Here is a 21952-nt window from a genome sequence, read left to right as displayed (position 1 = left end):
CGGGCCAGCGGTGGGCCGGCGCTTGGCCCCACGCGGCCCCGGGGCCTGCGCGGCCCGGGGCGGGCCGCGCGGCCCGCGCGGCCGGAAACGACACGGGGGGGGCGGGACCGGCCTTGTACCCGGCCGAACAGCCGGACGGTGCGCGGGGCGGCGTCCTCGCCCACAGCCGAGCAGCCGGGAAGCGCGCCGGGACGAACCCGCCCAGCGTGCAGCCCGGAAGCCGGAAGCGCCCGGGGGCGGTCCCGGCCCTGCGCAGCCCGAAAGCCGGGCCCCCCTCGGGGGCAGGCCCCGCCTTGCGGAGCGCGCCGCGCTAGCGGCCGACCTCCTTCGTCACCAGGCCCACCGCCTCCTCCACGTCGTCCGTGACGTGGAACAGCAGCAGGTCCTTCGACGATGCCTTGCCCTGGGCCACCACCGTGTCGCGCAGCCAGTCCACCAGGCCGCCCCAGTACTCCGTACCGAACAGCACGATCGGGAAGCGGGTCACCTTGCCCGTCTGGACCAGGGTGAGCGCCTCGAAGAGCTCGTCCAGGGTGCCGAGCCCGCCGGGCAGGACGACGAAGCCCTGGGCGTACTTCACGAACATGGTCTTGCGGACGAAGAAGTAGCGGAAGTTGACGCCGATGTCGACGTGCGGGTTGAGGCCCGACTCGAAGGGCAGCTCGATGCCGAGGCCGACCGAGACGCCCTTCGCCTCCCGTGCGCCTCTGTTCGCCGCCTCCATCGCTCCGGGGCCGCCCCCGGTGATCACCGCGAAGCCCGCCTCGACCAGCGCCCGGCCGATGCGCACGCCCGCCTCGTACTCCGGCGTACCGGCCGGTGTGCGGGCGGACCCGAAGACGCTGATGGCGCTCGGCAGTTCGGCGAGTGCGCCGAAGCCCTCGACGAACTCCGACTGGATGCGCATGACCCGCCAGGGGTCGGTGTGCACCCACTCGGAGTCGCCCTCGGAGTCCAGCAGCCGCTGATCGGTGGTGCCGGGCTGCACCTGGTCCCTGCGGCGCAGCACCGGGCCGAGCCGCTGTTCCTCGGGCTTGACCGCTCCCTCGGGGACCTCCGCGCCCTCAGGGATCCTTGCGTCCTCCGGATTGCCCATGACTGCTCCCTACGCCGACGTCAGAGCCGCCCTGCGGCGCTCTGTCTCACGCCAGCGTAGATCCCCCGAGGTTACGGACAGGGGAACACCCGAGGTCAGGTCGTGAGCCAGGAGCGGAGCCGGTCCTCGCAGTGGGTGATCCGGTCGGTCCGCACGTGCTCGTTGCGCTTGTGGGCGAGGATCGGGTCACCGGGGCCGTAGTTGACGGCGGGTACGCCGAGCGAGCCGAAGCGGGACACGTCCGTCCAGCCGAACTTGGGCCGGGCGGTGCCGCCGACCGCCGCCATGAAGGCCTTGGCCGCCGGGTGCGAGAGGCCGGGCATGGCCGCGCCGGAGTGGTCGTCGACGGTGAATTCGACGACGCCGCAGTCCGCGAAGACCTCGCGGACGTGGGCGAGGGCCTCGTCGGGGCCGAGGTCCGGGGCGTAGCGGTAGTTGACGACGACCGTGCAGGCGTCGGGGATGACGTTGTTGGCGACGCCGCCCTCGATCCGTACGGCGTTGAGGCCCTCGTGGTACTCCAGCCCGTCGATGACCGGCTTGCGCGGTTCGTAGGCGGCGAGACGGGCGAGGATCGGGGCGGCGCCGTGGATGGCGTTGGACCCCATCCAGCTGCGGGCGGAGTGGGCCCGCTCCCCTTCCGTACGCAGGAACACGCGCAGCGTGCCCTGGCAGCCGCCCTCGACCTCGGCGTCGGAGCCCTCCAGGAGGACGGCGAAGTCCGCCGTCAGCCAGTCGGGGTGGGCGGCGGCGATGTGTCCGAGGCCGTTGAGGTCGGCGGCGACCTCCTCGTTGTCGTAGAAGACGAACGTGAGGTCGCGGTTGGGCTCGGGGACGGTCGCCGCGATCCTCAGCTGGACGGCCACGCCGGACTTCATGTCGGAGCTGCCGCAGCCCCACAGCAGGCCGTCCGCGTCGAGCCGGGAGGGCACGTTGTCGGCGATCGGCACGGTGTCGATGTGACCGGCCAGTACGACGCGCTCGCCGCGGCCGAGGTTCGTCCGGGCCACGACGTTGTTGCCGTGCCGGTCGACGGTCAGGTGGGGAAGGGTCCGCAGCGCCGACTCGATGGCGTCGGCGAGGTCCTTCTCCTCCCCGCTGACCGAGGGGAAGTCGACGAGCCACGCGGTGAGCGCGGGCCCGTCCAGTGTGAGGTCAAGCGTGCTTTCGGCCATGGCTACGACCCTAGTGCCTGCCCGGAGCCCCCCGCCTGCGCCCCAACGCCCGGCACGCACGCACCGACCGCCGCTGCGCGCGAACGACGGGGGACCCCGGGCAGGCACACGTGCCTCGCGTACGGTGGCCCCGTGCCCCGGACCGTCGCCCCAGCCCGCCGACACACCGCCCGAAGCCGCCGTCTGCGCGTCACGGCGGCCTTCGCCGTGCTCGTGGCGGTGGCCGGGTATCTGACCGTGCAGTACGTGACGGGCAGCAAGGGCTCCGACCAGTGCACCGTGGAGTCGGCCGACGGTTCGGCGGGCGAGGGGCGCAGCTACCGCCTGAGCTCCGAGCAGGCGGCGAACGCCGCGGTGATCTCCGCGGTCGGCACCACGCGCGGCATGCCGGAGCGGGCGGTCACGATCGCCCTGGCGACGGCACTGCAGGAATCGGGACTGCGCAACATCGAGCACGGCGACCGGGACTCGCTGGGCCTCTTCCAGCAGCGGCCCTCACAGGGCTGGGGCACCGAGAAGCAGATCCTGGACCCCGTCTACTCGTCCGGGATGTTCTACCAGCACCTGGCCGAGGTCCCGGGCTACTCGCGTCTGCCGCTCACCGTGGCAGCGCAGCGGGTCCAGCGCAGCGGCTTCCCGCAGGCGTACGCGAAGCACGAGCCGGATGCCGCGCTGCTGGCCGCCGCGCTGACCGGGCGGACGCCTGCCGCTCTGAACTGCGACCCGCCGCGGACGACCGCCGGGACGGGCGAGATGGCGAAGGCCCGGGCCGCGCTGCTGCGTTCCTTCGGCAAGGGCGTACTGCCCGCCGGGAAGGCGGCTGACGCGGGGGCCCCGGCCACCGGGACGCTCTCGGTACCGGTGCGGACGGCCCTCAGGGCCGGCCAGGACGGTGCTCCGCAGCATGGCTGGCAACTCGCGCACTGGGCGGTCGCCCAGTCCGAGGCGCTCGGCTTCGACGAGGTCGCCTACGCCGGCCGGACGTGGGACGCCGGGTCCGGCTGGCGGACGGAGCGCAAGGAATCGGGCGCTACCGCCGTCCGCATGCGCCTCGCGCAGTAGTACGACCCGTCACTCGTAGAGGGGCCCCGCACCCTGCCCGTACGGGGTCACGCACGGAGCCTTCCGGAGGCACCCATTCCCTTGCGGTGAGGGAGAAGTGACGGTTCGCCAGGTAGTGCCGTCCCGCAGGGTTTGCCCGGGTTCCTCCGTTGCGGATTATGTGACGCATTACGTGATCTTTACCTCGGCACACCGCAACCTCTCCCTCCCCCACGGCGGTTGTCATGGCGTCCGACCCACGGACACCAGCAATTCCCACCCCGTCGAAGGAGCATCATGTCCCTCCCCCTGACCCGCCGGATCGCCCGTACCGCGCTGCTGATCGCGGCGGGCGCTGCCCCCGTGGTCGGTGCGGCCGGTGCCGCCGGTGCCGCGGTGCTCCCGCAGGCCCCGGAGCTCGGCGGTCTCACCACCGTCGAGGGCGCCGGACTCGGCCAGGCGGTCGAAGGCGCGGCGCAGCCGGCCACCGACACCGCCGGCAAGGCCGGTGGCAAGGTCGTCGGGACCACGCTGCCGGTGGCGGCCAAGACCCTCAGTGACACGGGCGCCAAGGCCGCACCCGCGGCGAAGGGCGCCGGCAAGACCGCGAAGGGCGGCGCGAGCGACGCCCTCGGCGACGCGACCGGCGCCGTGACCAAGGGCCTGCCCACCCAGGGCCTGCCGATCGGCTGATCCGCTCCACACCCCCCTGCACGGACGCGCGAGGGCCTCGGGAGTGCGCACTCCCGAGGCCCTCGCGCGTCCGCAGCGCTTCGGCTCAGCCCAGTCGCTTGACCGCGGCGGCCACCCGTTCGTCGGTCGCCGTGAACGCCACACGCACGAAGCGGTCGCCCGCCGGCCCGTAGAAGTCCCCGGGCGCCACCAGGATGCCCAGCTCCGCCAGGTACTCCACGGTGTCCCAGCAGGGCTCGTCGCGGGTCGCCCAGAGGTAGAGGCTCGCCTCGCTGTGCTCGATCCGGAAGCCGTGGGCCTCCAGAGCCGTACGCAGCATCGCGCGCCGGTCCGCGTACCGCGTGCGCTGCTCGGCCACGTGGCGGTCGTCGCCGAGCGCGGCGACGGTCGCCGCCTGGACGGGGGCGGGCGTCATCATCCCGCCGTGCTTGCGGATCAGGAGGAGCTCGCTCAGCACGGCCGCGTCGCCGGCGATGAACGCGGCGCGGTACCCGGCGAGGTTGGAGCGCTTGGAGAGCGAGTGGACGGCGACGACGCCCTCGTACGTGCCGCCGCAGACGTCCGGGTGGAGCACGGAGACGGGATCGGCCTCCCAGCCCAGCTCCAGGTAGCACTCGTCGCTGAAGACCAGCACGTCGTGCGCGCGCGCCCAGGCGACGATCCGGGTCAGTTCGTCCTTGGCCAGGACCCGGCCGGTCGGGTTCGACGGCGAGTTCAGCCAGAGCAGCTTCAGCCCGGCCGGGTCCAGCTCCGTCGGGTCGTCGTAGACGACGGGCTCGGCGCCGCAGAGCCGGGCGCCGACCTCGTACGTCGGGTAGGCGAGCCGCGGGTAGGCGACCTTGTCGCCGGGGCCCAGGCCCAGCTGGGTCGGGAGCCAGGCCACCAGCTCCTTGGAGCCGACGACGGGCAGCACGTTCCCGTGCGTCACCGACACCGCGCCCAGGCGGCGCTCCACCCAGCCGGTGAGGGCGTCCCGCAGCGCGGCCGTCCCCCACACCGTCGGATAGCCGGGGCTGTCCGAGGCGGCGACGAGCGCCTGCTGGATCAGCTCGGGCACCGGGTCGACGGGCGTGCCGACGGACAGGTCCACGATGCCGTCCGGGTGGCTCTCGGCCGTCGACTTGTAGGGCGCGAGCCGGTCCCAGGGAAAGACCGGGAGGCGGGAGGAGACTGCGGACACGGATCTCTGCTTTCTCGTACGGGATTCACGCGGGCGGCCCGGAAGGGGCGCGGGAAACACCTCGGTCCCGCACGGTGACGAGCCGTACGGGACCGGGGCGACGCACGTGCCGGGACGCTGCTACTGGTTCTGCGGCGGCAGCGCGGCGATGAACGCGTGGTCGCGCTCGATCAGACCCAGCTTGGAGGCGCCACCCGGCGACCCGAGGTCGTCGAAGAACTCGACGTTCGCCTTGTAGTAGTCCTTCCACTCCTCCGGGGTGTCGTCCTCGTAGAAGATCGCTTCGACCGGGCAGACCGGCTCGCAGGCTCCACAGTCGACGCACTCGTCCGGGTGGATGTACAAGGACCGCTGGCCCTCGTAGATACAGTCGACGGGGCACTCTTCGATGCAGGCCTTGTCCTTTACGTCGACACAAGGCTGCGCGATGACGTAGGTCACGCTGTCGTTCCTCCTCGGTAGGGCGTTGGCTCTCGCGCGGGAGCGCGGCGTCGTCGATGCCCGCACCTAGTATCTCCGTTCCCGGGCACGATCCGAACAGGAGGGGCGGACAGAGCTGTGGAATTCACCATGGGCGGACGGCTGGAGGTCCGAATTGCACCGGCTGACGTGGGTAAACGGGTATCGGTCCGGCGTCTGACCGAGGACGGCCCCCAGGGTCCGAAATTCACCGACACGGTCGGTGTTCTCACATCCTGGAACGCGGGTGTGCTGTCCGTCACACCGAAGAGCGGCGAGTCCGTCCGGATCGCGGAATCGGCCCTGGTGGCGGGCAAGATCGTCCCCGCCGCCCCGGCCCGCCGACGCGGTCCCGCGGCCTCCTTCGCGGAGCTCGCCCCGGTCTGCGCCCGCGCCTGGCAGCCCGTGGAGAGCGAGGCCCTGGGCGACTGGCTCCTGCGCGCCGCCGGCGGGTTCACCCGGCGCGCCAACTCGGTGCTTCCGCTCGGCGATCCGGGCGTGCCGCTCGACGCCGCGCTCGGGCGGGTCAGGCAGTGGTACGCGGACCGGGGGCTGCCCGCTTACATCCAGACCGCGACCGGCGCCGAGGGTGCGCAGGAGGAGTTGTGCGCGGCGCTGGAGGACCACGGGTGGCACCGTGAGGTGACCGCGGAGGTGCGGATCGCGGCGCTGGCCCCGATCGGTGATCTGGCGGCCGAGGTGTCACGGGTGCGGCTGAGCCGCGCGGTGGACGAGGCGTGGTTCGCCCGCTACCAGCGCGTCGGGACACCGGGCCCGGAGGTGGCGCAGGTGCTGGGCGGCGGCCCCTCGGTGTGGTTCGCGACCGTGCCGGGCGAGGCCGGTGACCGGGCGCCCGCCGCGATCGGGCGGTGCGTGGTGGACGGCCGGTGGGCGGGCTTCATGGCCGTCGAGGTGGCTCCCGAGCACCGCAGACGGGGGCTCGCGACCACCGTGATGACCGCGCTGGCCCGGCAGGCGATGGACGAGGGCGCGTCGGCGGCGTGCCTCCAGGTGGAGGCCGACAACGACGGCGCCCGTGGGCTGTACGACGGGATGGGCTTCGCGACGCACCACCTGTACCACCACTTCCGGGCGGCGTAGCGCGATGGCCCCCGGGAGGCAGGACAGGGAGGAGCTGCGCCGCCGGTTCGCCGAGGAGGCGCGGGCCGAGCGGCCGGACTTGGCGCTGCTGTGCCTGCTGCTGGGCGCGGAGGCCGATCCGGCGCTGGACGCGCACGGCATGGACGCGGCCCAGATCGAGCTGGACCGGCTTGCGGGCCTGCTGCCGTACGGGGTGCGCGGCGGCCGCGCCTGGGCCTCGGCGCTGGCCGAACTGCTCGGCGAGCGGTGCGGGTTCGCGGGCGCGTCGGCGGATTACCAGCGGCTGGAGTCGTCACTGCTGCACGAGGTGCTGCGACGGCGGCGCGGGCTGCCGATCCTGTTGTCGGTGGTGTGGATCGAGGTGGCGCGGCGGGCGGGCGCCCCCGTGTACGGGGTGGCGCTTCCGGGGCACTTCGTGGTCGGTTTCGGGGATCCGACGGAGCGGGTCCTGGCCGATCCGTTCGCCGGTGGGCGGCCGCTGACGGGCCGGGACGCGGAGCTGCTCGTGGCGGGCGCGACCGGGCAGTCCCTGGAGGCGTCGATGCTGGTCCCGGCGCGGCCGCTGGAGATCGTGCTGCGGATCCTGAACAACATCCGGGCGTGGGCGGCGGCCCGCCCGGAGCGCAACGACGTGGCGCTGTGGGCCGTCGAACTGTCCCTGCTCCTGCCGGCGCACCCGGCCCGGCTCCGCTACGAGCGGGCCCAGCTGCTGGTCCGGGGCGGGGAGTTCCTGCGCGGAGCGGCGGAGATGGAGGAGTACGCGCAGGTGATCGCGGACGTCGACCCGGCCGCAGCGGAAGCGGTACGCGGGAGCGCACGGGCGGCCCGGGCGATGCTGAACTGACGGGACGGGGGAGCTAGCCGGAGCGCGGGGCGGCGAGGCAGTCGGGCAGTCGGGCAGTCGGGCGGCTGAGTAGCCGGGCGGCCGGGCAGCGGGGCGGCACGGGCGGCTGCAAAGCCCGGGCCGGCCTGCGCCCGGCCTCCTCCTCCGGCCCGCGCCCTCGCGCTTCCGGCCCGCGCCCTCCTCCTCCTCCTCCGGCCCGCGCCCTCCTCCTCCGCGCGGGGCCCCCGCGGGCTCGGCCGGCGCTCCTCGGCCCGGAGCCGCACGCGGCCGGGCCCCCGCCCCCGGCGCGTAGAACAGGAGGCCGGGCCGTGGGGCGTCTCCCCTTCACGGGACGCCGTGCCCGCTCCTCGTGGTGAGGGGCCGTCAGCGAACGGGGGGTCACCCGGCTCCCAAACCTCGCCCCGGCGCGCCATGCCGTCCAATGGGTGATTTTCCGCTCTTCGCCACTCGATGAGCCCATGCCGTAGCTCCAATGCGAGGCCCCCCGATGGCGCGCTCCCGGCTCTCGGCTGACGGTGGTTCACGTAGCCACTGCGCCACTCCGGGTCGACAGCCCGTCACCCTTCGCAGTCGCGACGAAAGGAAACGTGTTCAGATGCGCTCTGCCCGCACACTGTTCGCTGCGGCCGCCGTCACGGCGGTCCTCACGATCACCACTCCCTCCGCCTACGCCCTGGCCGCCGGCGACTGGGAGCACGACAGCGGTTCCTCCTCCAGCAGCGAGGACGGCGGCTGGACGAAGGACAAGCCGAACGGCGGCGTCCACACCGGCGGCGGCGCGCTGTCGATGACCGTCGCCAAGGAGTGGCAGCCGGGCAGCGACGAAGAGAGCGGCTCGTCCGACTGGAAGAAGGACAAGCCCAGCGGCGGCGTCCACACCGGCGGCGGCGCGCTGTCGAGCGTGGTCACCAAGGAGTGGCAGCCCGGCAGCGACGAAGAGGGCGGCAAGTACGAGGACGCGGACAAGCCCAGCGGTGGCATGCACGCCGGTGGCGGCGCCATGTCGATGACGGTCACCAAGGAGTGGCAGCCGGGCAGCGACGAGGCCGGCAAGACCGACAAGTCCGAGACGGGCGAGAAGGCCGACAAGAGCGAGAAGAGCGACGAGGGCTGGAAGAAGGACAAGCCCAGCGGCGGCGTCCACACCGGTGGTGGCGCGATGGCCATGACGGGCGGCGGCCTGGCGGCCGGTTCGCTGCTGCTCCTCGGCGGTGTCGGCGTCGGCGCGTACAAGGTGCGCCGTCGCCAGGCGACGGGTGGCGCGATGGCCTGACCCGGCCGCACGCAGCCGGTCGCTTCTCTGTCGCGGCCGTCGTCCCTCCGGACGGCGGCCGCGGCGCCTTCGTTTTCCGCCTCGGACGTCACCGGCCCGAGCCCTCCGCGTCCCTTCCCCCTCGAAGCGTCGCCCGGGTCGAGCCCGCCGCGCCCTCATCCCACCGCACCGCCCCGCACACCCCGTACGGAAGAAAGGCACGTTCCCATGGCCGCCCCGCAGTCTCCCGGTTCCCCCTCCTCCCGGACTGCCTCCGACACCGTCACGCTCGGCCGCGCCCTGCTCTGGCCCGCCGCAGTGGCCGGGCTCGGCACGCTGCTCATCTACAACTCCATCGGACCCGCCGCCGACGACAAACCACCCGCCCCGCCCGTCGCCGCGGCGCCCGCCGCCCCCTCCTCGTCACCGGCCGCCGGCGTCCCCCGGCAGGCCTCCCCCAGCCCCGTCGCCGCGCCTGCCCTGTCCCGAGCCGTGCCGATCCGGCTCAAGATCCCGGCCATCGCGGTGGACGCGCCCTTCACCCCGTTGGCCATCGGGGCCGACGGCCGTCTGAACGCCCCTCCCCCCAACGACAAGAACCTCGTCGGCTGGTTCCAGGGCGGCGTGACGCCGGGCGAGCGCGGTGCGTCGATCGTGGCGGGTCACGTCGACACGAAGACCGGGCCGGCCGTCTTCCTCCAGCTGCGGTTCCTGCGGCCGGGAGCAACGGTCGACATCACGCGTGCGGACGGCAAGGTGGCCACGTTCAAGGTCGACACCGTAGAGACGTTCAGCAAGGCGAAGTTCCCCGACAAGCGGGTGTACGCCGATACCCCGGACGCCCAGTTGCGCCTGATCACCTGCGGCGGCAACTACGACAGGAAGGTCAAGGACTACGAGGACAACGTGGTCGTGTTCGCGCACCTCGACTCGGCCGGGAAGGGATGAGCCGCCGTGCTCACCTCGGGGAAAACCCCGCGCACCGGGCCCCGGGCCGCTGCTAGCGTCGCCTTCATGAAGCGCGCTGCGATGACGACGACGCCGGAGAGTGTCCCGGCGCGCTGACTGCTGACCAGTCCGAAGAAGCCCCGGGGCGAGTGCCCCGGGGCTTCTGCTTGCGGTCACTCGCCCTTCCGTACCTTCCGTACGCGAGGAGACCACCATGCACGACCACCGCAGACTCGGCCGCGAGCTGGAGCTGTTCGACACCGACCCGCTGATCGGCGCGGGACTCCCCTACTGGCTGCCGGACGGCGCGGCCCTGCGGCACGCCCTGGAGGAGTACGTCCGCACCGCCGAGCGGCTGGCGGGCTACCGGCACGTGTACTCGCCGGTGCTGGGCAAACGGGAGCTGTACGAGATCTCGGGCCACTGGTCGCACTACAGCGACGACATGTTCCCTCCGATGGAGCTGGGCTCCGAGCAGGTCGTCCTGCGGCCGAGCCTGTGCCCGCACCACGCGGTCATCTACCGTTCCCGCTCGCGCAGTTACCGTGAGCTGCCGCTGCGGATGGCCGAGCTGGGCGGCATGTACCGCTCCGAGCTGTCCGGAGTGCTCGGCGGGCTGACCCGGGTACGGGCCATCCAGCTCAACGACGCCCACATCTTCTGCACCCTGGACCAGGCCGCCGGGGAGGCACGGGCCGCGCTCGACATGATCCGCCGGGCGTACGAGGCACTCGGCGTCCGCCCGGCCCGCTTCCGGCTCTCGCTGCCGGGCCCGGGCGGGAAGTACGTGGCCGAGCCCGAGATGTGGCAGCGCTCCACCGCACTGCTGACCGAGGTCCTCGACGCGTCCGGGCTGCCGTACGAGGCGGCCGAGGGCGAGGCGGCGTTCTACGGACCGAAGATCGACGTCCAGGTGGCCGACGCGGCGGGCCGGGAGTCGACCCTGTCGACCGTCCAGGTCGACTTCCACCAGCCGCGGCAGTTCGACCTGCACTACGTCGGCGCGGACGGGGCGAAGCACCGGCCGGTCATGGTGCACCGCAGCATCATCGGCAGCGTGGAGCGGGCCGTCGCCCACCTCATCGAGCAGCACGGCGGCGCGTTCCCCGCCTGGCTGTCCCCGGTCCAGGTGGTGGTCCTGCCCGTCTCGGACGCCGAACTCCCGGCCGCCGAGGCCCTCGTCGCCCGTTGTGCGGCGCTCGGACTGCGCGCGGAGGTGAGCGGCCGTGAGCGCGGCAGCCTGGGCGCCCGGATCCGGGAGGCCCGCCTGGTGCCGTACCAGGCGGTCATCGGCGCCGCGGAGGCCGCGGACGAGCGGGTGGCGCTCCGTCTGCGGGACGGCCGCCGCCTCGATCCGCTGCCGGCCGAGGAAGCGTCGGCGCGGATCGGCGCGCTGGTCGCGGCGCACAGCACCGCACTGTGGGACGAGGACGGTCCTATGCCGTGACGGGTTCCGTCCCGGTACGCGCGTCGCGGCCGGTGCCGAGCGCCCCGGCCAGCGTGGACGCGACGATCAGCAGGGCGAGGACGACGGTCATCGTGAGCCGGAGCCCGATGTGGTCGGCGAGGAGGCCGAGCGCGGGCGGCCCGACGAGGAAGGCCACGTAGCCAGCGGTGGCGACCGCCCCCACCCGGGCCGCCGCGTCGTGCGGGTGGTCGCCCGCCGCGGAGAGCGCGACGGGGAAGCCGAGGGACGCGCCCAGCCCCCACAGCACCGTGGCGGCGCCCGCCATCAGCGGGCTGGGCGAGACGATCACGACCACCAGCCCCAGAGCGGCGGTCACGGCACTGATCCGGACGACCCGGACCCGGCCGAATCGTTCAAGGAGGGGACCGCCGGCGAACCGCCCGAGCGTCATCGAGGAGGCGAAGGCCAGGAAGGTCAGCGATCCCGCGGTGGCGCTGACGTGGTAGCCGTCCACCATGAGCAGCGGCAGCCAGTCGTTCGCGGCCCCTTCCGCGAAGGCCATGGCCAGCACGATCACCCCGATGAGGACGAGCCGTCGGTCCCGGAACACGCGCAACTGGCCGCGCAGACCGCCACCACCCTGCCGGGAGGAGCCGCCCGACCCGGTCTCCTTGCCCGTGCCGTGCGGGATGGCCCGCACGGCACGCACGGCGGCAGCGGCGATGAGGGCGGCAACGGCCGTCAGGTGCAGGCCGACGGGGAACGCGGCGGCGGTCAGCGCCATGCCCAGCAGCGCTCCGACGACGGTCCCCAGGCTGAAGCAGCAGCCGTGCAGCACCGGCAGGACGGGCCGCCCGATGACGCTCTCGATGACCGCGCCCTCGATGTTGAACGCGACCTCGGCCAGCCCCATCCCACCGCCCAGCAGGGCCAGTCCCCCGAAGACCCCGACCGCCTGCGCCAGGCCGGTGCCCGCGGCGACGACCAGGAGACCCGCCACGACCAGCGCCGCACCGACGCCGATCGTCGCCCGGCCGCCGTAGCGGCGTACGAGCGGACCGGAGAACGTGACCCCGGCCATCGAACCGGTGGACAGCCCGAACAGCACCAGTCCCATCGCGCCCGTGGACACGTCGAGAGCGTCCCTGACGGCCGGGGTGCGGGCCACCCAGGAGGCCATGCCGGTGCCGGCGGCGAGCATGAAGAGAAACAGTGCGGCACGCCAGCGGCGTGTAGGGGCGTCCATGGCAGCGGGGCCTCAGCAGTCTGGTCGGAGATGAGGGGGCGAGGGAACGGCAGCGGCGCCGGCAACGACGGCAACACCAGCAACGCCAAGGAGAGTACGATCGTACGCCTTGGAGTGTACGATCGTACTCATGACGGACCACTTCGCGGGAGACCCGCGCACGAACCATGAGCGGATGCTCGCCGGAGACCTCTACATCGCCGACGACCCCGCGATCGTGGAGGCCCAGCGGCGCGCCGTGCGCCTCGCCGCCCGGTACTCGGCGGCGTACACCGAGGACCCGGACGCCGCACAGCCCGTCGTCGCCGAGCTGCTGGGCGCTCTCGGGGCCGGCGCGCACATCCGGCCGCCGCTGTACGTGGACTACGGCACGTACATCACGGTCGGCGAGGACACGTTCATCAACTACAACCTCACCGCTCTCGACGTCGCCCCGATCACCATCGGCCGCGACTGCCAGATCGGGCCCAACGTCCAGCTGCTCACACCCACCCACCCGGTGGAGCCGGAGCCGCGCCGGGACAAGCTGGAGGCGGCGAGGCCGATCACGATCGGCGACAATGTCTGGCTGGGCGGCGGCGCGATCGTGCTGGCCGGGGTGACCATCGGGGACAACAGCGTCATCGGCGCGGGAGCCGTCGTCACCAAGGACGTCCCCGCCAACGTGGTCGCCGTCGGCAACCCGGCCCGGGTGATCCGCTCGATCTAGCACCTCTCGGCAGAAAGAAGCAGCGTGGCGACCGGACAGAACGACCCCGAGCGGCGGGAGCGCATCATCGCCGCCGCGCTCGACCTGATCGCGGAGGAGGGGGTCGCCGGGACCTCGCACCGCAAGGTCGCCGCCCGGGCCGGTGTGCCGCTCGGCTCGATGACATACCACTTCGGCGGCATGGACGAGCTGCTGCGGGAGGCGTTCATCCGCTTCTCCAGCGGCATCGTCGCCGTCTTCGAGGAGCGTCTCGGCGCCGCCACCACGCCGGACGAGGCCCGGGAGGCGGTCGCCGATCTGGTCCACCACCTGTCCGGCGGCAACCAGCGCGAACTCGTCCTCACCCACGAGCTGTACACCCTGGCCGCCCGCAAGCCCGCCTACCGCGAGCTGACCCGGGAGTGGATGCGGCGCAGCCGCGTCGCTCTGGAGTGGCACTTCGACCCGGCGACGGCTCGTCAGCTCGACGCGCTGATCGAGGGCCTGTCCATCCATCGCGCCCTGGAGACGGAGCCCCACGACCGGGCGCTGACGGTCGAGGCGATCGCCCGCATCACCCGGGCCCGCGACGCGGACGCCTGACGCGCCCCCAGACCCCTGGCCGGCACCCCACCTGACCAAGGTGCCGGCCAGGTCACACGCCGACGCGCCCGCTCACGCGGCGGTCCGGCCCAGCACACATGCCTGGGGCCATTTCTCCCCCTCGGCCGTCAGGCGCGCGGTGACGGTGAACCCGGCCGCCTCCAACTGCGCCCCGACCCGGTCGGGGTCGAGCAGGTGGATGGCGTACGCCACCCCGTTGTCACGCTTCTCGCCGGTATAGGGCCGCCCGTCCCCCGCGTGGAACCCGAGCAGCAGCCGGCCGCCGGGGGCCAGGACGCGCCTGAACTCGGCGAAGAGCAGCGGCAACAGGTCCGGCGGGGTGTGGAGGACCGACCACCAGGCGACGATGCCGCCGAGCCGGCCCGCAGGGAGTCCGAGCGCGTCCATCGACCCGACCTCGAACCGCAGACCCGGGTGGCTGCGGCGGGCGATGTCCACCATGCGGGGCGACAGGTCCACCCCGGAAACGGAGAGGCCGAGCCCGGCCAGATGGGCGGTCACATGCCCCGGTCCGCAGCCGAGGTCGGCCACCGGGAGTCCGCCGTCGGCCCGTACCTCCTCGGCGAAGGCGCCCAGCATGGCGCGCCCGAGCACGTCCTGCGCGAAGGGGAGTCGCACGCGTTCCGCATAGTCCTCGGCGACGGTGTCGTAGTAGGCGCGTGTCGCGGGCAGCGTGGGAATGTGGGTCACGCCGCCCGACCTTAGGGCAGGGCGCCGGCCTGAGAGCCCGGGCACCGGCCGATTCCGCACGATCCAGGAAGGGCTCACTGGTCCCGGCGGTGCACCGCGGTCACCGCGACCGCCCCCGCCAGCAGCGCCCAGACGGCGTAGACCGTCCAGGCTCCGGAGACCGTCCACGGGTAGAGGACCGTCGCGTGGAGATCGGTGACCGACAGGCGCTCCCATGCGCTGAAGGGCAGCGTGTGCTGGAGCACCGCCGTCAGGTGGCGGCGGTCGCTGAGGACCACCGGGAGCAGGAGCAGCACCACCACGCATCCGATGATGGAGCCTCCGGTGTGACGGATCACCGCGCCGATCGCCAGGCCGGCGAGGGCGGCCACCGGCGCGAGCAGCGCGGAGGCCACGACGACGCGCAGGGCCCCGGGGTGGGCAAGGGTGACCGAGGCGTCCCGGCCGGAGAGGATCGCCTGCGTCGAGGCGAACGAGGCCAGGGCCACGAGTGCGCCGAAGACGGTCGTGACCGCGGTGAGGACGAGGGCCTTGGCGGCTGTCACCGAGCGGCGGGCTGGGACTGCGGTGAACGTGGTGCGTATGAGGCCGGTGCTGTACTCGCCGGTGATCGATACGGCGCCGATCGCGGCAACAGCCAGGACCAGCACCATGGCGGCGTTCCCCGTGAACGCGTCCATGAGCGGCGAGCCGTTGGCGACGAAGTCCTCGCGGCCTCTCGCGTCGTACTGGTACCAGTATTTGTAGTGGTCATAGGCGGTGCCCGCGTTGAACGCGATGACGGCCAGCGCGGTGATCGCGTACATCCAGGGGGTGGAGCGCAGTGACCACGTCTTGATCCACTCGGCGGCCAGCAGGTCGCCGAAGCGGGCGCGGGGTTCGTCGTCCGTCGTGCGTGCGGCGGGTGCGGCGGCGGCCGTGGTCGTGGTCATCGGGCTTCTCCTGCGAGGTATTCGACGCTGTCCGCGGTGAGTTCCATGAACGCCTCCTCCAGCGAGGCGCCGAGCGTCGTGAGTTCGTGGAGCGGGACGCGGTGGTACAGGGCAAGTTCACCGATGCGCGGTGCGGCGAGCCCGGTGACCGTGAGCAGGTCGCCGTCCGGGACCACCTCGGCGCCCTCGGCGGTGAGCAGCGGGGCGAGAACCGCGGTGTCGGGAGTGCGTACGGTCACGCTCAGGCGGGTACTCCTGGCGGCGAACGCCGTCAGGCTCTCGGCCGCGATGAGCTGACCGCGGCCGATGACGACGAGCCGGTCGGCGGTGTGCTCCATCTCGGTCATCAGGTGGCTGGAGACGAACACGGTGCGCCCCTCGGCGGCGAGCCTGCGGAACAGCCCGCGCACCCACAGGACGCCTTCCGGGTCGAGGCCGTTGAGCGGTTCGTCGAAGAGCAGCACCGGCGGGTCGCCGAGCAGCGCGGTGGCTATGCCGAGGCGCTGACGCATCCCGAGGGAGAAGCCGCCGATGCGCCGACGGGCCGCTCCCGCGAGGCCCACGTCCTGGAGCACCTGGTCCACGCGGGCGCCCGGAATGCTGTTGCTGCGGGCCAGCATCGCGAGATGGGCACGGGCGGTGCGGCCGCCGTGGACGTCGCCCGCGTCGAGGAGGGCGCCGACGTGCCGCAGTCCGCGCGGGTGGTCGCGGAACGACCGGCCCCGCAGAGTGGCCGTTCCGGCGGTCGGCTCGACCAGACCCAGCAGCATCCGCAGGGTGGTGGTCTTGCCGGCCCCGTTGGGCCCGAGGAAACCGGTGACCTCTCCCGGTCGTACGGTGAAGGTGAGGTCCTTGACGGCGGTCGCGTCGCCGTATCGCTTGGTCAGTCCGTTGACTTCGATCACTCCACCACTGTGCCGCCGGCGCCTGCGCGCGTCTTCGGACCAGCGGTGACATCGGCCGGGGCAGGTGTCGACCCAGGGTGTACAACTGTGGTCCGATGCCCGTCCGCCAGGCTCTGGCTACGATCGGCGCATGTCCCCAACGCCCTCGCTGCCCCGACTCAAACTCATCCCGCCGGGCTGGTGGGTGGGGGCGGCCTGGTACGCGGGGATGCTGCTCACCTTCCTCGTGCGGGTGCGGCTGCCCGGCGAGTACGCGCCGTCCGTCCGGGCCGGGGTCGTCTTCTACCGGTGGGACGGTCTGCTCACCCACCTCCTCGCCACGGCCTTGGCCGCGGGCGGATGCGTGCTGCTGGAGCGGCGTCCGCTGAAGGGCCTGGCGCTGGTGCTCGGCGCCGCCGCGCTCGCCACCATGCCTCTGAGTGTCGGAGAGATTCCGCTCGCCCAGTTCCTGGCCGCCGACTTGGCGCTGTACTTCATCACCGCCGCCCGTTCGCGCCGGACCGGTTTCGCCGCCCTCCTGATGGCGCTGGGCACCCTCGCCGGCTTCTTGGCCGTCCGTCTGCTGGCCGGGTGGGACGTCGGCACGTCGGCGGAGTTGGTCGTCGCCCTGACCGCAGTCGTCGCCTGGCTGGTGGGCGGCTCGGCGTACGAGGCCCGCCGGCATGACGAGCGTCTGGCCGCGCGCACGGCCCAACAGGCGGTGGTCCAGGAGCGGTTGCGGATCGCACGGGAGATGCACGACATGGTCGCGCACAGCATGGGCATCATCGCCCTCCAGGCAGGAGCGGCGGCCCGGGTGGTGCACACCCGGCCGGACGCCGCGCGCGAGGCGATGAGCGCGGTGGAGACAGCGGGCCGCGAGACGTTGTCGGGGCTGCGCCGGATGCTCGGCGCGCTGCGGGAGGACCCCGGACACGAGGGAGCCGGGCGGGAGGCGTCGCCGTTGCGGCCCGCGGAGGGCCTCGCCGACGTGGAGCGGCTGGCGCGGGCGACGACCGCGGCAGGTGTCAGGGTCGAGGTGCGCTGGGAGGGTGAACGGAGGCCGCTGCCGCCGGACATCGACCTGTCGGCGTTCCGCATCATCCAGGAGTCGGTGACCAACGTGGTCCGCCATGCCACGACCAGTGCCTGCCAGGTGTCCGTCGTGTACGGCTCCGAGGAGCTCACCATCGAGGTCGCCGACCGCGGCCGGGGCGCGGGCCACACCACGGAACCGGGCTTCGGCCTCCTCGGAATGCGGGAGCGCGTCGCCCTGCTGCACGGCCGGTTCGAAGCCGCCCCGCGTCCGGAGGGCGGCTTCCGGGTGACGGCGCGGCTGCCGATACCGTCCCCGGCGGCCGGGACAGCCGCAACGGCCGAGGAGGCCGGAACTCCCGCAACGGCCGGAGAGGCCCGGGCCACCGCAGGAGCCGGAGAAGCCGGGGCCCCCGCAGGTGCCGACACCGCTACGAGGAGCACGCCATGAGCGAGGAGACACCCGGCCCCCCGCCCCCGGTCCGCGTCCGCGTCCTGCTCGCCGACGACCAGCCGCTGGTGCGCACCGCGCTGCGCATGGTCATGGCCGAGACCAGTGACATCGAGGTCGTCGGCGAGGCGGGGACGGGCGACGAGGCGGTCCGCCTGACCGCCGAACTGGTCCCCGATGTGGTGGTGATGGACATCCGGATGCCGGGTCTCAACGGCATCGAGGCCACCGAACGGATCGCGGCGGGCCCGACCACCGCCCATGTGGTGGTCCTGACCACGTTCGATGACGACGACTACGTGTACGGCGCGCTGCGCGCCGGGGCGGCCGGCTTCCTGGTCAAGGACATGGCGTTGGAGGACATCCTGGCGGCGGTCCGGGTGGTGGCGGCGGGCGACGCCCTGCTCGCACCGGGCGTGACCCGGCGGCTGATCAAGGAGTTCGCTGACCGGCCGAGCTCACCGGTCCCGCAGCGCCCGCTCACCGCGATCACCGACCGGGAGCGCGAAGTCCTGGTGCTGGTCGGCAGCGGGCTGTCCAATGCGGAGATCGCCGAGCGGCTGTTCATCAGCGTCGCCACGGCCAAGACGTACCTGACCCGGCTGCTCGCCAAGCTCAACGCCCGGGACCGGGTGCAGCTCGTCATCATCGCGTACGAGGCGGGGCTGGTGACGGCGACACGGTGACTGGTCGCCGGTGACCGGTGGGGAAGGGGCGTCGAGGGAGAGGTTCTACAACCAGCCCTTCTCGCGGGCCATCCGGACCGCCTCCGCGCGGTTGCGGGCCGCCATCTTCTGGATCGCCGTGGAGAGGTAGTTGCGGACCGTGCCCTGGGACAGGTGGAGCGCGGCCGCGATCTCCGCGTTGGTCGAGCCGTCGGCGGCCGTGCGCAGCACGTCGCGCTCGCGCGCGGTCAGCGGACTGGCGCCGTCGGCCAGGGCCGCTGCCGCGAGGGTGGGGTCGATGACGCGTTCACCGGCGAGCACCTTGCGTACGGCTTCGGCGAGTTGGGACGCGGGCGCGTCCTTCACCAGGAAGGCGTCCGCCCCCGACTCCATCGCGCGGCGCAGATATCCGGGGCGGCCGAACGTGGTGACGACGACGACCTTGACGTCGGGGAGGGCGCGGCGCAGTTCGGCGGTCGCCTCGATGCCCGTCATGCCGGGCATCTCGATGTCGAGGAGGGCCACGTCGATGCCGTGTTCCCGGGCCGCGGCCAGCACCTCGTCGCCGCGGGCGACCTGCGCGACCACCTCGATGTCGGGTTCCAGGCCGATGAGGGCCGCGAGGGCCTCACGCACCATGGACTGGTCCTCGGCGAGGAGGAGTCTGATCATGCTCATTCCCGGGATCCTAGGCCGGTTCCGAGCGGAACGCTGAGGACGGCGGTGAAGCCTTTGCCCGAACGGGCTTCGGTGGGCCGGGTGGTGAGCGTGCCGTCGACCGTGGCGAGACGTTCGGCCATGCCCGTCAGGCCGTTGCCCCTCGTCGTTCCGGCGGTGCCGCGGCCGTCGTCGGCGACGGTGAGTTCGAGGACGCGTCCGCCGAGTGTCTGGCGGGGGGCGAGGGTGACCGTGCAGCGGCCGGCGCCGCTGTGGCGCACGACGTTGGTGACGGCTTCCCGAAGGGCCCAGGCGAGCACCTCCTCCGCCTTCTCGGGGAGATCCTCCGGGGCCTCGGCCGGGACGTCGGCGGCGATCCCGGCGGCGGCGAGGGCGGTCCTGGCCCCGGCCAGTTCGCCGGGGAGGGTCGGCCTGCGGTAGCCGGTGACGGCGCTGCGTACGTCCACGAGGGCCTGACGGCTGACCCGTTCGATGTCGGCGACCTGCTCCGCCGCCTGTTCCGGGTGAGCGGGGAGCATCCGTCCCGCGAGTTCGCTCTTGAGGGTGATCAGGGAGAGGGAGTGGCCGAGCAGGTCGTGCAGGTCCCGGGCGAGGCGGAGCCTTTCCTCGTTGGCGGCGAGCTGGGCGACGGTGGCGCGGGCCTCACGGAGCTGGATCGTGGTGCGGATCATCTGCCGTACGCCGGACATCGCGAAGCCGCCGAGGAGCGCGGGGAAGAGCAGGGCCGTGATGACTTCGCGCGGATGGTCGCCGGTCAGGCCGATGGCCACCAGGACGGCGGTGACGGCGGGGATGAGCCAACGGGCGGTCCGCATCGGCAGGGTGGCGCCCACGGAGACGGACACATACACGAAGAGGACGAGCCAGGGCGTGCCGAACGTCAGGGCGAGCAGGACGGCCAGCGCGCCGAGGAAGGCGAGGGCGGCGCGGACCGAAAAGGGGTCCAGTGCCCGCGAGGTGTGGCGGAAGACCAGGACGAGGTAACCGGCGACGAAGACCAGCAGCCCGGACGCACCGAGGGCGGTGGCCCAGGGGGTGTGGTTGCCGTCGGCGAGGTCCTTGACCGGCGCGCTCATGAAGGCGAGCCAGATACCGATCCACAGGAGCTTGACGCCGGCCTGTCTCGCCGTGGCCGGGGGCCGCCCTATGCCCACGGGCATCTCGTCCTCGTTCACGCTTTCAGGGTGTCCTTCCGGTAGAGCCAGGCCGCGCCGCCCGTGAACAGCAGGAAGTAGGCGCAGAGGATGGCGACGTCCTTGGCGTGGGGTGCGCCGCCCATTTCGACGGCCTGGCCGAGGGCAGCGTACGCGTGTGTGGGCAGCCACTCGGAGATGTTCTGGATCCACTGCGGGAAGGTCGCGCTCGGCATCCACAGCCCGCCGAGGATCGAGAGGACGAAGTAGATGATCATGCTGATCGGGCGGACCGCGTCACCGCTGGCGAGGTAGCCGATGGCGACTCCGAGCGCGGCGAACACGAGCGAGCCCGCCCAGATGACACCGGTGAGGGCGAACCACTGCCAGGCGTCGAACCGTACGTGCTTGGCGGAGGCCGCGACGAGGAAGACGACGACGATGCACGGCAGGGTGACCATGGCCGCGCTGGCGATCTTCGCGAGGACGTAGCCGCGGCTGGGGAGTGCGGTCAGCCTGAGCTGGCGGACCCAGCCCTTCTCGCGCTCCTTGGCGATGCGTTCGCTGTTGCCCATCAGGACGGCGGTCAGCGCGCCGAAGGAGGCCATGGAGACCATGAAGAAGGACTGCAGGGTCAGATCGGTGTGCGGCACCTTGTCGGTGGTGTTCTGGGTGCCGGAGATCAGCAGGTAGATCACCGACGGGTAGATGATCGAGAAGAACATGAACTTCTTGTTCCGCAGGGTGCGGGTCACTTCGAGCCTGATGAGGGCCCACGAGAAGAGATTCAGCATGCGGTCCTGGCCTCCTCGGCCTCGGTGATGGCGACGAAGGCCTGCTCCAGGCCGAGTCCGGCGACTTCGAGCTCGCGCGGGTAGAGGCCCAGCCCGTAGACGGCGTGCATGGTCGCGTCGGCGTTGTGCGACTGGATGCGGACGCGGTGGCCGGTGACGTCGAGGGTGGAGAGGAACGGCAGCGCGCGCAGGGCCCCTTCGTCGATCGCGCCCTCGAGCTCGAAGGAGATCCGGCGGGCTCCGGCCCTCGCCTTGATCTCGGCGGCGGTGCCGTCGGCGAGGATCCGGCCCTTGTGCAGGACCAGGACGCGGTCGGCGATCGCGTCGGCCTCTTCGAGGTAGTGGGTGGCGAACAGCACCGTGCGGCCCTGGTCGGCCTGCTCGCGCATGGTGGCCCAGAAGGCCTGGCGGGCGGTGACGTCCATGCCGGTGGTCGGCTCGTCCAGCACGATCAGGTCGTTGGCCCCGGCGGTGGCGAGCGCGAACCGTACGCGCTGTTCCTGGCCGCCGGAGAGCTTGTTGACCATGCGGTCGGCGATCGGGGCGACGCCGGCCCGGGCCAGCACGTCGCTCACCGGGTAGGGCTTGGGGTGCAGAGCGCACACGAGCCCGACCAGTTCGCCGACCGTGACGTCCTCCATGAGGCCGCCGGACTGCAGCATGGCGCCGACGCGGCCGGCGGCGATGGCCGCCTGCGGGGTCGTACCGAAGAGGCGGACCGTACCGGAGTCGGCGGTGCGCAGACCGAGGAGGAGGTCGAGGGTGGAGGACTTGCCGGCGCCGTTGGGGCCGAGGAGCGCCACGGTCTCACCCGGGTGCAGGTGGAGGGTGAGCCCGTCGACGGCGCGTACGTCTCCGTAGGCCTTGCTGACCTGTTCGAAGCTGACTACGGCGGTCTTCACCGCGGCGGTCTCGGGGGCTGTCGTTGTCATGCG

The 21952-nt window shown here is 72.7% G+C and carries 23 protein-coding genes; 11 read left to right on the top strand and 12 right to left on the bottom strand.

The window, feature by feature from the left end; translation table 11 throughout:
* Positions 1–310: 310 nt before the first annotated feature.
* Together E6R60_RS34955 and dapE are read right to left on the bottom strand one after the other, a co-directional pair.
* The gene (locus E6R60_RS34955) at positions 311–1096 is read right to left on the bottom strand and encodes a TIGR00730 family Rossman fold protein (protein ID WP_136330752.1); all 786 of its coding nucleotides are present in this window, start codon (positions 1094–1096) and stop codon (positions 311–313) included.
* Between the two features lie 95 nt (positions 1097–1191).
* Complete coding sequence (gene dapE, locus E6R60_RS34950) at positions 1192–2271, bottom strand: succinyl-diaminopimelate desuccinylase (RefSeq protein WP_136330751.1); 1080 nt, start codon at positions 2269–2271, stop codon at positions 1192–1194.
* Positions 2272–2403: 132 nt separating this feature from the next.
* Between dapE and E6R60_RS34945 the strand changes: the two genes are divergently transcribed.
* Both E6R60_RS34945 and E6R60_RS34940 read left to right on the top strand, forming a co-directional pair.
* A complete protein-coding gene (locus E6R60_RS34945; RefSeq protein WP_240802804.1) occupies positions 2404–3333 on the top strand; it encodes a hypothetical protein in 930 nt (309 codons plus the stop codon).
* A gap of 276 nt (positions 3334–3609) precedes the next feature.
* Positions 3610–4005 (top strand): ATP-binding protein, encoded by a 396-nt coding sequence (locus E6R60_RS34940; RefSeq protein WP_136330750.1) that lies wholly within the window; start codon positions 3610–3612, stop codon positions 4003–4005.
* A gap of 85 nt (positions 4006–4090) precedes the next feature.
* On the opposite strand, the gene dapC is transcribed toward E6R60_RS34940, so the two are convergent.
* Positions 4091–5185, bottom strand: a complete 1095-nt coding sequence (dapC, locus tag E6R60_RS34935; RefSeq protein WP_136330749.1) for a succinyldiaminopimelate transaminase — start codon at positions 5183–5185, stop codon at positions 4091–4093.
* Between the two features lie 120 nt (positions 5186–5305).
* Positions 5306–5626 (bottom strand): ferredoxin, encoded by a 321-nt coding sequence (gene fdxA, locus E6R60_RS34930; protein ID WP_018956287.1) that lies wholly within the window; start codon positions 5624–5626, stop codon positions 5306–5308.
* 117 nt (positions 5627–5743) lie between these two features.
* Here fdxA and E6R60_RS34925 point away from each other — a divergent pair, with 117 nt between their 5' ends.
* From E6R60_RS34925 to thrS, 5 genes are all read left to right on the top strand, one after another.
* Positions 5744–6745, top strand: coding sequence for a GNAT family N-acetyltransferase (locus tag E6R60_RS34925; RefSeq protein WP_168713737.1), 1002 nt, complete (start codon positions 5744–5746; stop codon positions 6743–6745).
* 4 nt (positions 6746–6749) lie between these two features.
* Positions 6750–7589, top strand: coding sequence for a transglutaminase-like domain-containing protein (locus E6R60_RS34920; protein ID WP_136330747.1), 840 nt, complete (start codon positions 6750–6752; stop codon positions 7587–7589).
* Positions 7590–8184: 595 nt separating this feature from the next.
* Positions 8185–8862 (top strand): hypothetical protein, encoded by a 678-nt coding sequence (locus tag E6R60_RS34915; RefSeq protein WP_136330746.1) that lies wholly within the window; start codon positions 8185–8187, stop codon positions 8860–8862.
* Between the two features lie 207 nt (positions 8863–9069).
* Entirely contained in the window at positions 9070–9789 is a 720-nt protein-coding gene (locus tag E6R60_RS34910; protein ID WP_136330745.1) for a class F sortase, read from the top strand.
* Positions 9790–9952: 163 nt separating this feature from the next.
* Entirely contained in the window at positions 9953–11236 is a 1284-nt protein-coding gene (thrS, locus tag E6R60_RS34905) for a threonine--tRNA ligase (RefSeq protein ID WP_276614108.1), read from the top strand.
* Here thrS and E6R60_RS34900 read toward each other — a convergent pair.
* Positions 11226–12443 (bottom strand): MFS transporter, encoded by a 1218-nt coding sequence (locus E6R60_RS34900; protein WP_136330743.1) that lies wholly within the window; start codon positions 12441–12443, stop codon positions 11226–11228. The two genes, thrS and E6R60_RS34900, sit on opposite strands and share 11 nt — an antisense overlap.
* Positions 12444–12573: 130 nt before the next feature.
* Here E6R60_RS34900 and E6R60_RS34895 point away from each other — a divergent pair, with 130 nt between their 5' ends.
* Together E6R60_RS34895 and E6R60_RS34890 are read left to right on the top strand one after the other, a co-directional pair.
* Entirely contained in the window at positions 12574–13152 is a 579-nt protein-coding gene (locus E6R60_RS34895; protein ID WP_136330742.1) for a sugar O-acetyltransferase, read from the top strand.
* 24 nt (positions 13153–13176) lie between these two features.
* Complete coding sequence (locus tag E6R60_RS34890; protein WP_136330741.1) at positions 13177–13734, top strand: TetR family transcriptional regulator; 558 nt, start codon at positions 13177–13179, stop codon at positions 13732–13734.
* Positions 13735–13806: 72 nt separating this feature from the next.
* On the opposite strand, the gene E6R60_RS34885 is transcribed toward E6R60_RS34890, so the two are convergent.
* The 3 genes from E6R60_RS34885 to E6R60_RS34875 all read right to left on the bottom strand — a co-directional run bounded on the left by E6R60_RS34885 (position 13807) and on the right by E6R60_RS34875 (position 16282).
* Entirely contained in the window at positions 13807–14436 is a 630-nt protein-coding gene (locus E6R60_RS34885; protein WP_136330760.1) for a class I SAM-dependent methyltransferase, read from the bottom strand.
* Positions 14437–14519: 83 nt separating this feature from the next.
* Positions 14520–15377 (bottom strand): ABC transporter permease subunit, encoded by an 858-nt coding sequence (locus E6R60_RS34880; RefSeq protein WP_136330740.1) that lies wholly within the window; start codon positions 15375–15377, stop codon positions 14520–14522.
* Positions 15374–16282: an ATP-binding cassette domain-containing protein gene (locus E6R60_RS34875; protein ID WP_136330739.1), complete on the bottom strand. Its 909-nt coding sequence runs from the start codon at positions 16280–16282 to the stop codon at positions 15374–15376. The genes E6R60_RS34880 and E6R60_RS34875 overlap by 4 nt, the downstream gene beginning before the upstream one ends.
* A 130-nt stretch (positions 16283–16412) precedes the next feature.
* On the opposite strand from E6R60_RS34875, the gene E6R60_RS34870 reads away from it, so the two are divergent.
* Together E6R60_RS34870 and E6R60_RS34865 are read left to right on the top strand one after the other, a co-directional pair.
* Entirely contained in the window at positions 16413–17747 is a 1335-nt protein-coding gene (locus E6R60_RS34870) for a sensor histidine kinase (protein ID WP_136330738.1), read from the top strand.
* Positions 17744–18433 (top strand): response regulator transcription factor, encoded by a 690-nt coding sequence (locus tag E6R60_RS34865; RefSeq protein ID WP_136330737.1) that lies wholly within the window; start codon positions 17744–17746, stop codon positions 18431–18433. The genes E6R60_RS34870 and E6R60_RS34865 overlap by 4 nt, the downstream gene beginning before the upstream one ends.
* A gap of 45 nt (positions 18434–18478) precedes the next feature.
* Here the strand turns inward: E6R60_RS34865 and E6R60_RS34860 are convergent, their stop codons facing one another.
* From E6R60_RS34860 to E6R60_RS34845, 4 genes are read right to left on the bottom strand one after another with little or no spacing between them, the layout of a single operon-like run.
* A complete protein-coding gene (locus E6R60_RS34860; RefSeq protein WP_136330736.1) occupies positions 18479–19090 on the bottom strand; it encodes a response regulator transcription factor in 612 nt (203 codons plus the stop codon).
* Entirely contained in the window at positions 19087–20265 is a 1179-nt protein-coding gene (locus tag E6R60_RS34855; RefSeq protein WP_136330735.1) for a sensor histidine kinase, read from the bottom strand. Before E6R60_RS34855 ends, E6R60_RS34860 begins: the two co-directional genes overlap by 4 nt.
* Positions 20262–21017, bottom strand: coding sequence for an ABC transporter permease (locus tag E6R60_RS34850; protein ID WP_136330734.1), 756 nt, complete (start codon positions 21015–21017; stop codon positions 20262–20264). Before E6R60_RS34850 ends, E6R60_RS34855 begins: the two co-directional genes overlap by 4 nt.
* Positions 21011–21949, bottom strand: a complete 939-nt coding sequence (locus E6R60_RS34845; RefSeq protein ID WP_136330733.1) for an ABC transporter ATP-binding protein — start codon at positions 21947–21949, stop codon at positions 21011–21013. The genes E6R60_RS34850 and E6R60_RS34845 overlap by 7 nt, the downstream gene beginning before the upstream one ends.
* Between the last annotated feature and the right edge of the window lie 3 nt (positions 21950–21952).

Source organism: Streptomyces sp. A0642 (assembly GCF_004795105.1).
Classification (GTDB): Bacteria; Actinomycetota; Actinomycetes; order Streptomycetales; family Streptomycetaceae; genus Streptomyces.
Note: the sequence above shows the minus strand (reverse complement) of the source record. Positions and strands in the feature narration are given on the sequence as shown.

Bases quoted from the DNA above. Each gene is read 5' to 3' on its own strand.
- E6R60_RS34900 (WP_136330743.1), bottom strand. From the start codon at position 12,443: ATGGACGCCCCTACACGCCGCTGGCGTGCCGCACTGTTTCTCTTCATG.
- E6R60_RS34940 (WP_136330750.1), top strand. From the start codon at position 3,610: ATGTCCCTCCCCCTGACCCGCCGGATCGCCCGTACCGCGCTGCTGATC.
- dapE (WP_136330751.1), bottom strand. From the start codon at position 2,271: ATGGCCGAAAGCACGCTTGACCTCACACTGGACGGGCCCGCGCTCACC.
- E6R60_RS34845 (WP_136330733.1), bottom strand. From the start codon at position 21,949: ATGACAACGACAGCCCCCGAGACCGCCGCGGTGAAGACCGCCGTAGTC.
- E6R60_RS34955 (WP_136330752.1), bottom strand. From the start codon at position 1,096: ATGGGCAATCCGGAGGACGCAAGGATCCCTGAGGGCGCGGAGGTCCCC.
- E6R60_RS34870 (WP_136330738.1), top strand. From the start codon at position 16,413: ATGTCCCCAACGCCCTCGCTGCCCCGACTCAAACTCATCCCGCCGGGC.
- E6R60_RS34860 (WP_136330736.1), bottom strand. From the start codon at position 19,090: ATGAGCATGATCAGACTCCTCCTCGCCGAGGACCAGTCCATGGTGCGT.
- E6R60_RS34915 (WP_136330746.1), top strand. From the start codon at position 8,185: ATGCGCTCTGCCCGCACACTGTTCGCTGCGGCCGCCGTCACGGCGGTC.
- E6R60_RS34920 (WP_136330747.1), top strand. From the start codon at position 6,750: ATGGCCCCCGGGAGGCAGGACAGGGAGGAGCTGCGCCGCCGGTTCGCC.
- E6R60_RS34850 (WP_136330734.1), bottom strand. From the start codon at position 21,017: ATGCTGAATCTCTTCTCGTGGGCCCTCATCAGGCTCGAAGTGACCCGC.
- E6R60_RS34910 (WP_136330745.1), top strand. From the start codon at position 9,070: ATGGCCGCCCCGCAGTCTCCCGGTTCCCCCTCCTCCCGGACTGCCTCC.
- E6R60_RS34865 (WP_136330737.1), top strand. From the start codon at position 17,744: ATGAGCGAGGAGACACCCGGCCCCCCGCCCCCGGTCCGCGTCCGCGTC.
- E6R60_RS34880 (WP_136330740.1), bottom strand. From the start codon at position 15,377: ATGACCACGACCACGGCCGCCGCCGCACCCGCCGCACGCACGACGGAC.
- E6R60_RS34895 (WP_136330742.1), top strand. From the start codon at position 12,574: ATGACGGACCACTTCGCGGGAGACCCGCGCACGAACCATGAGCGGATG.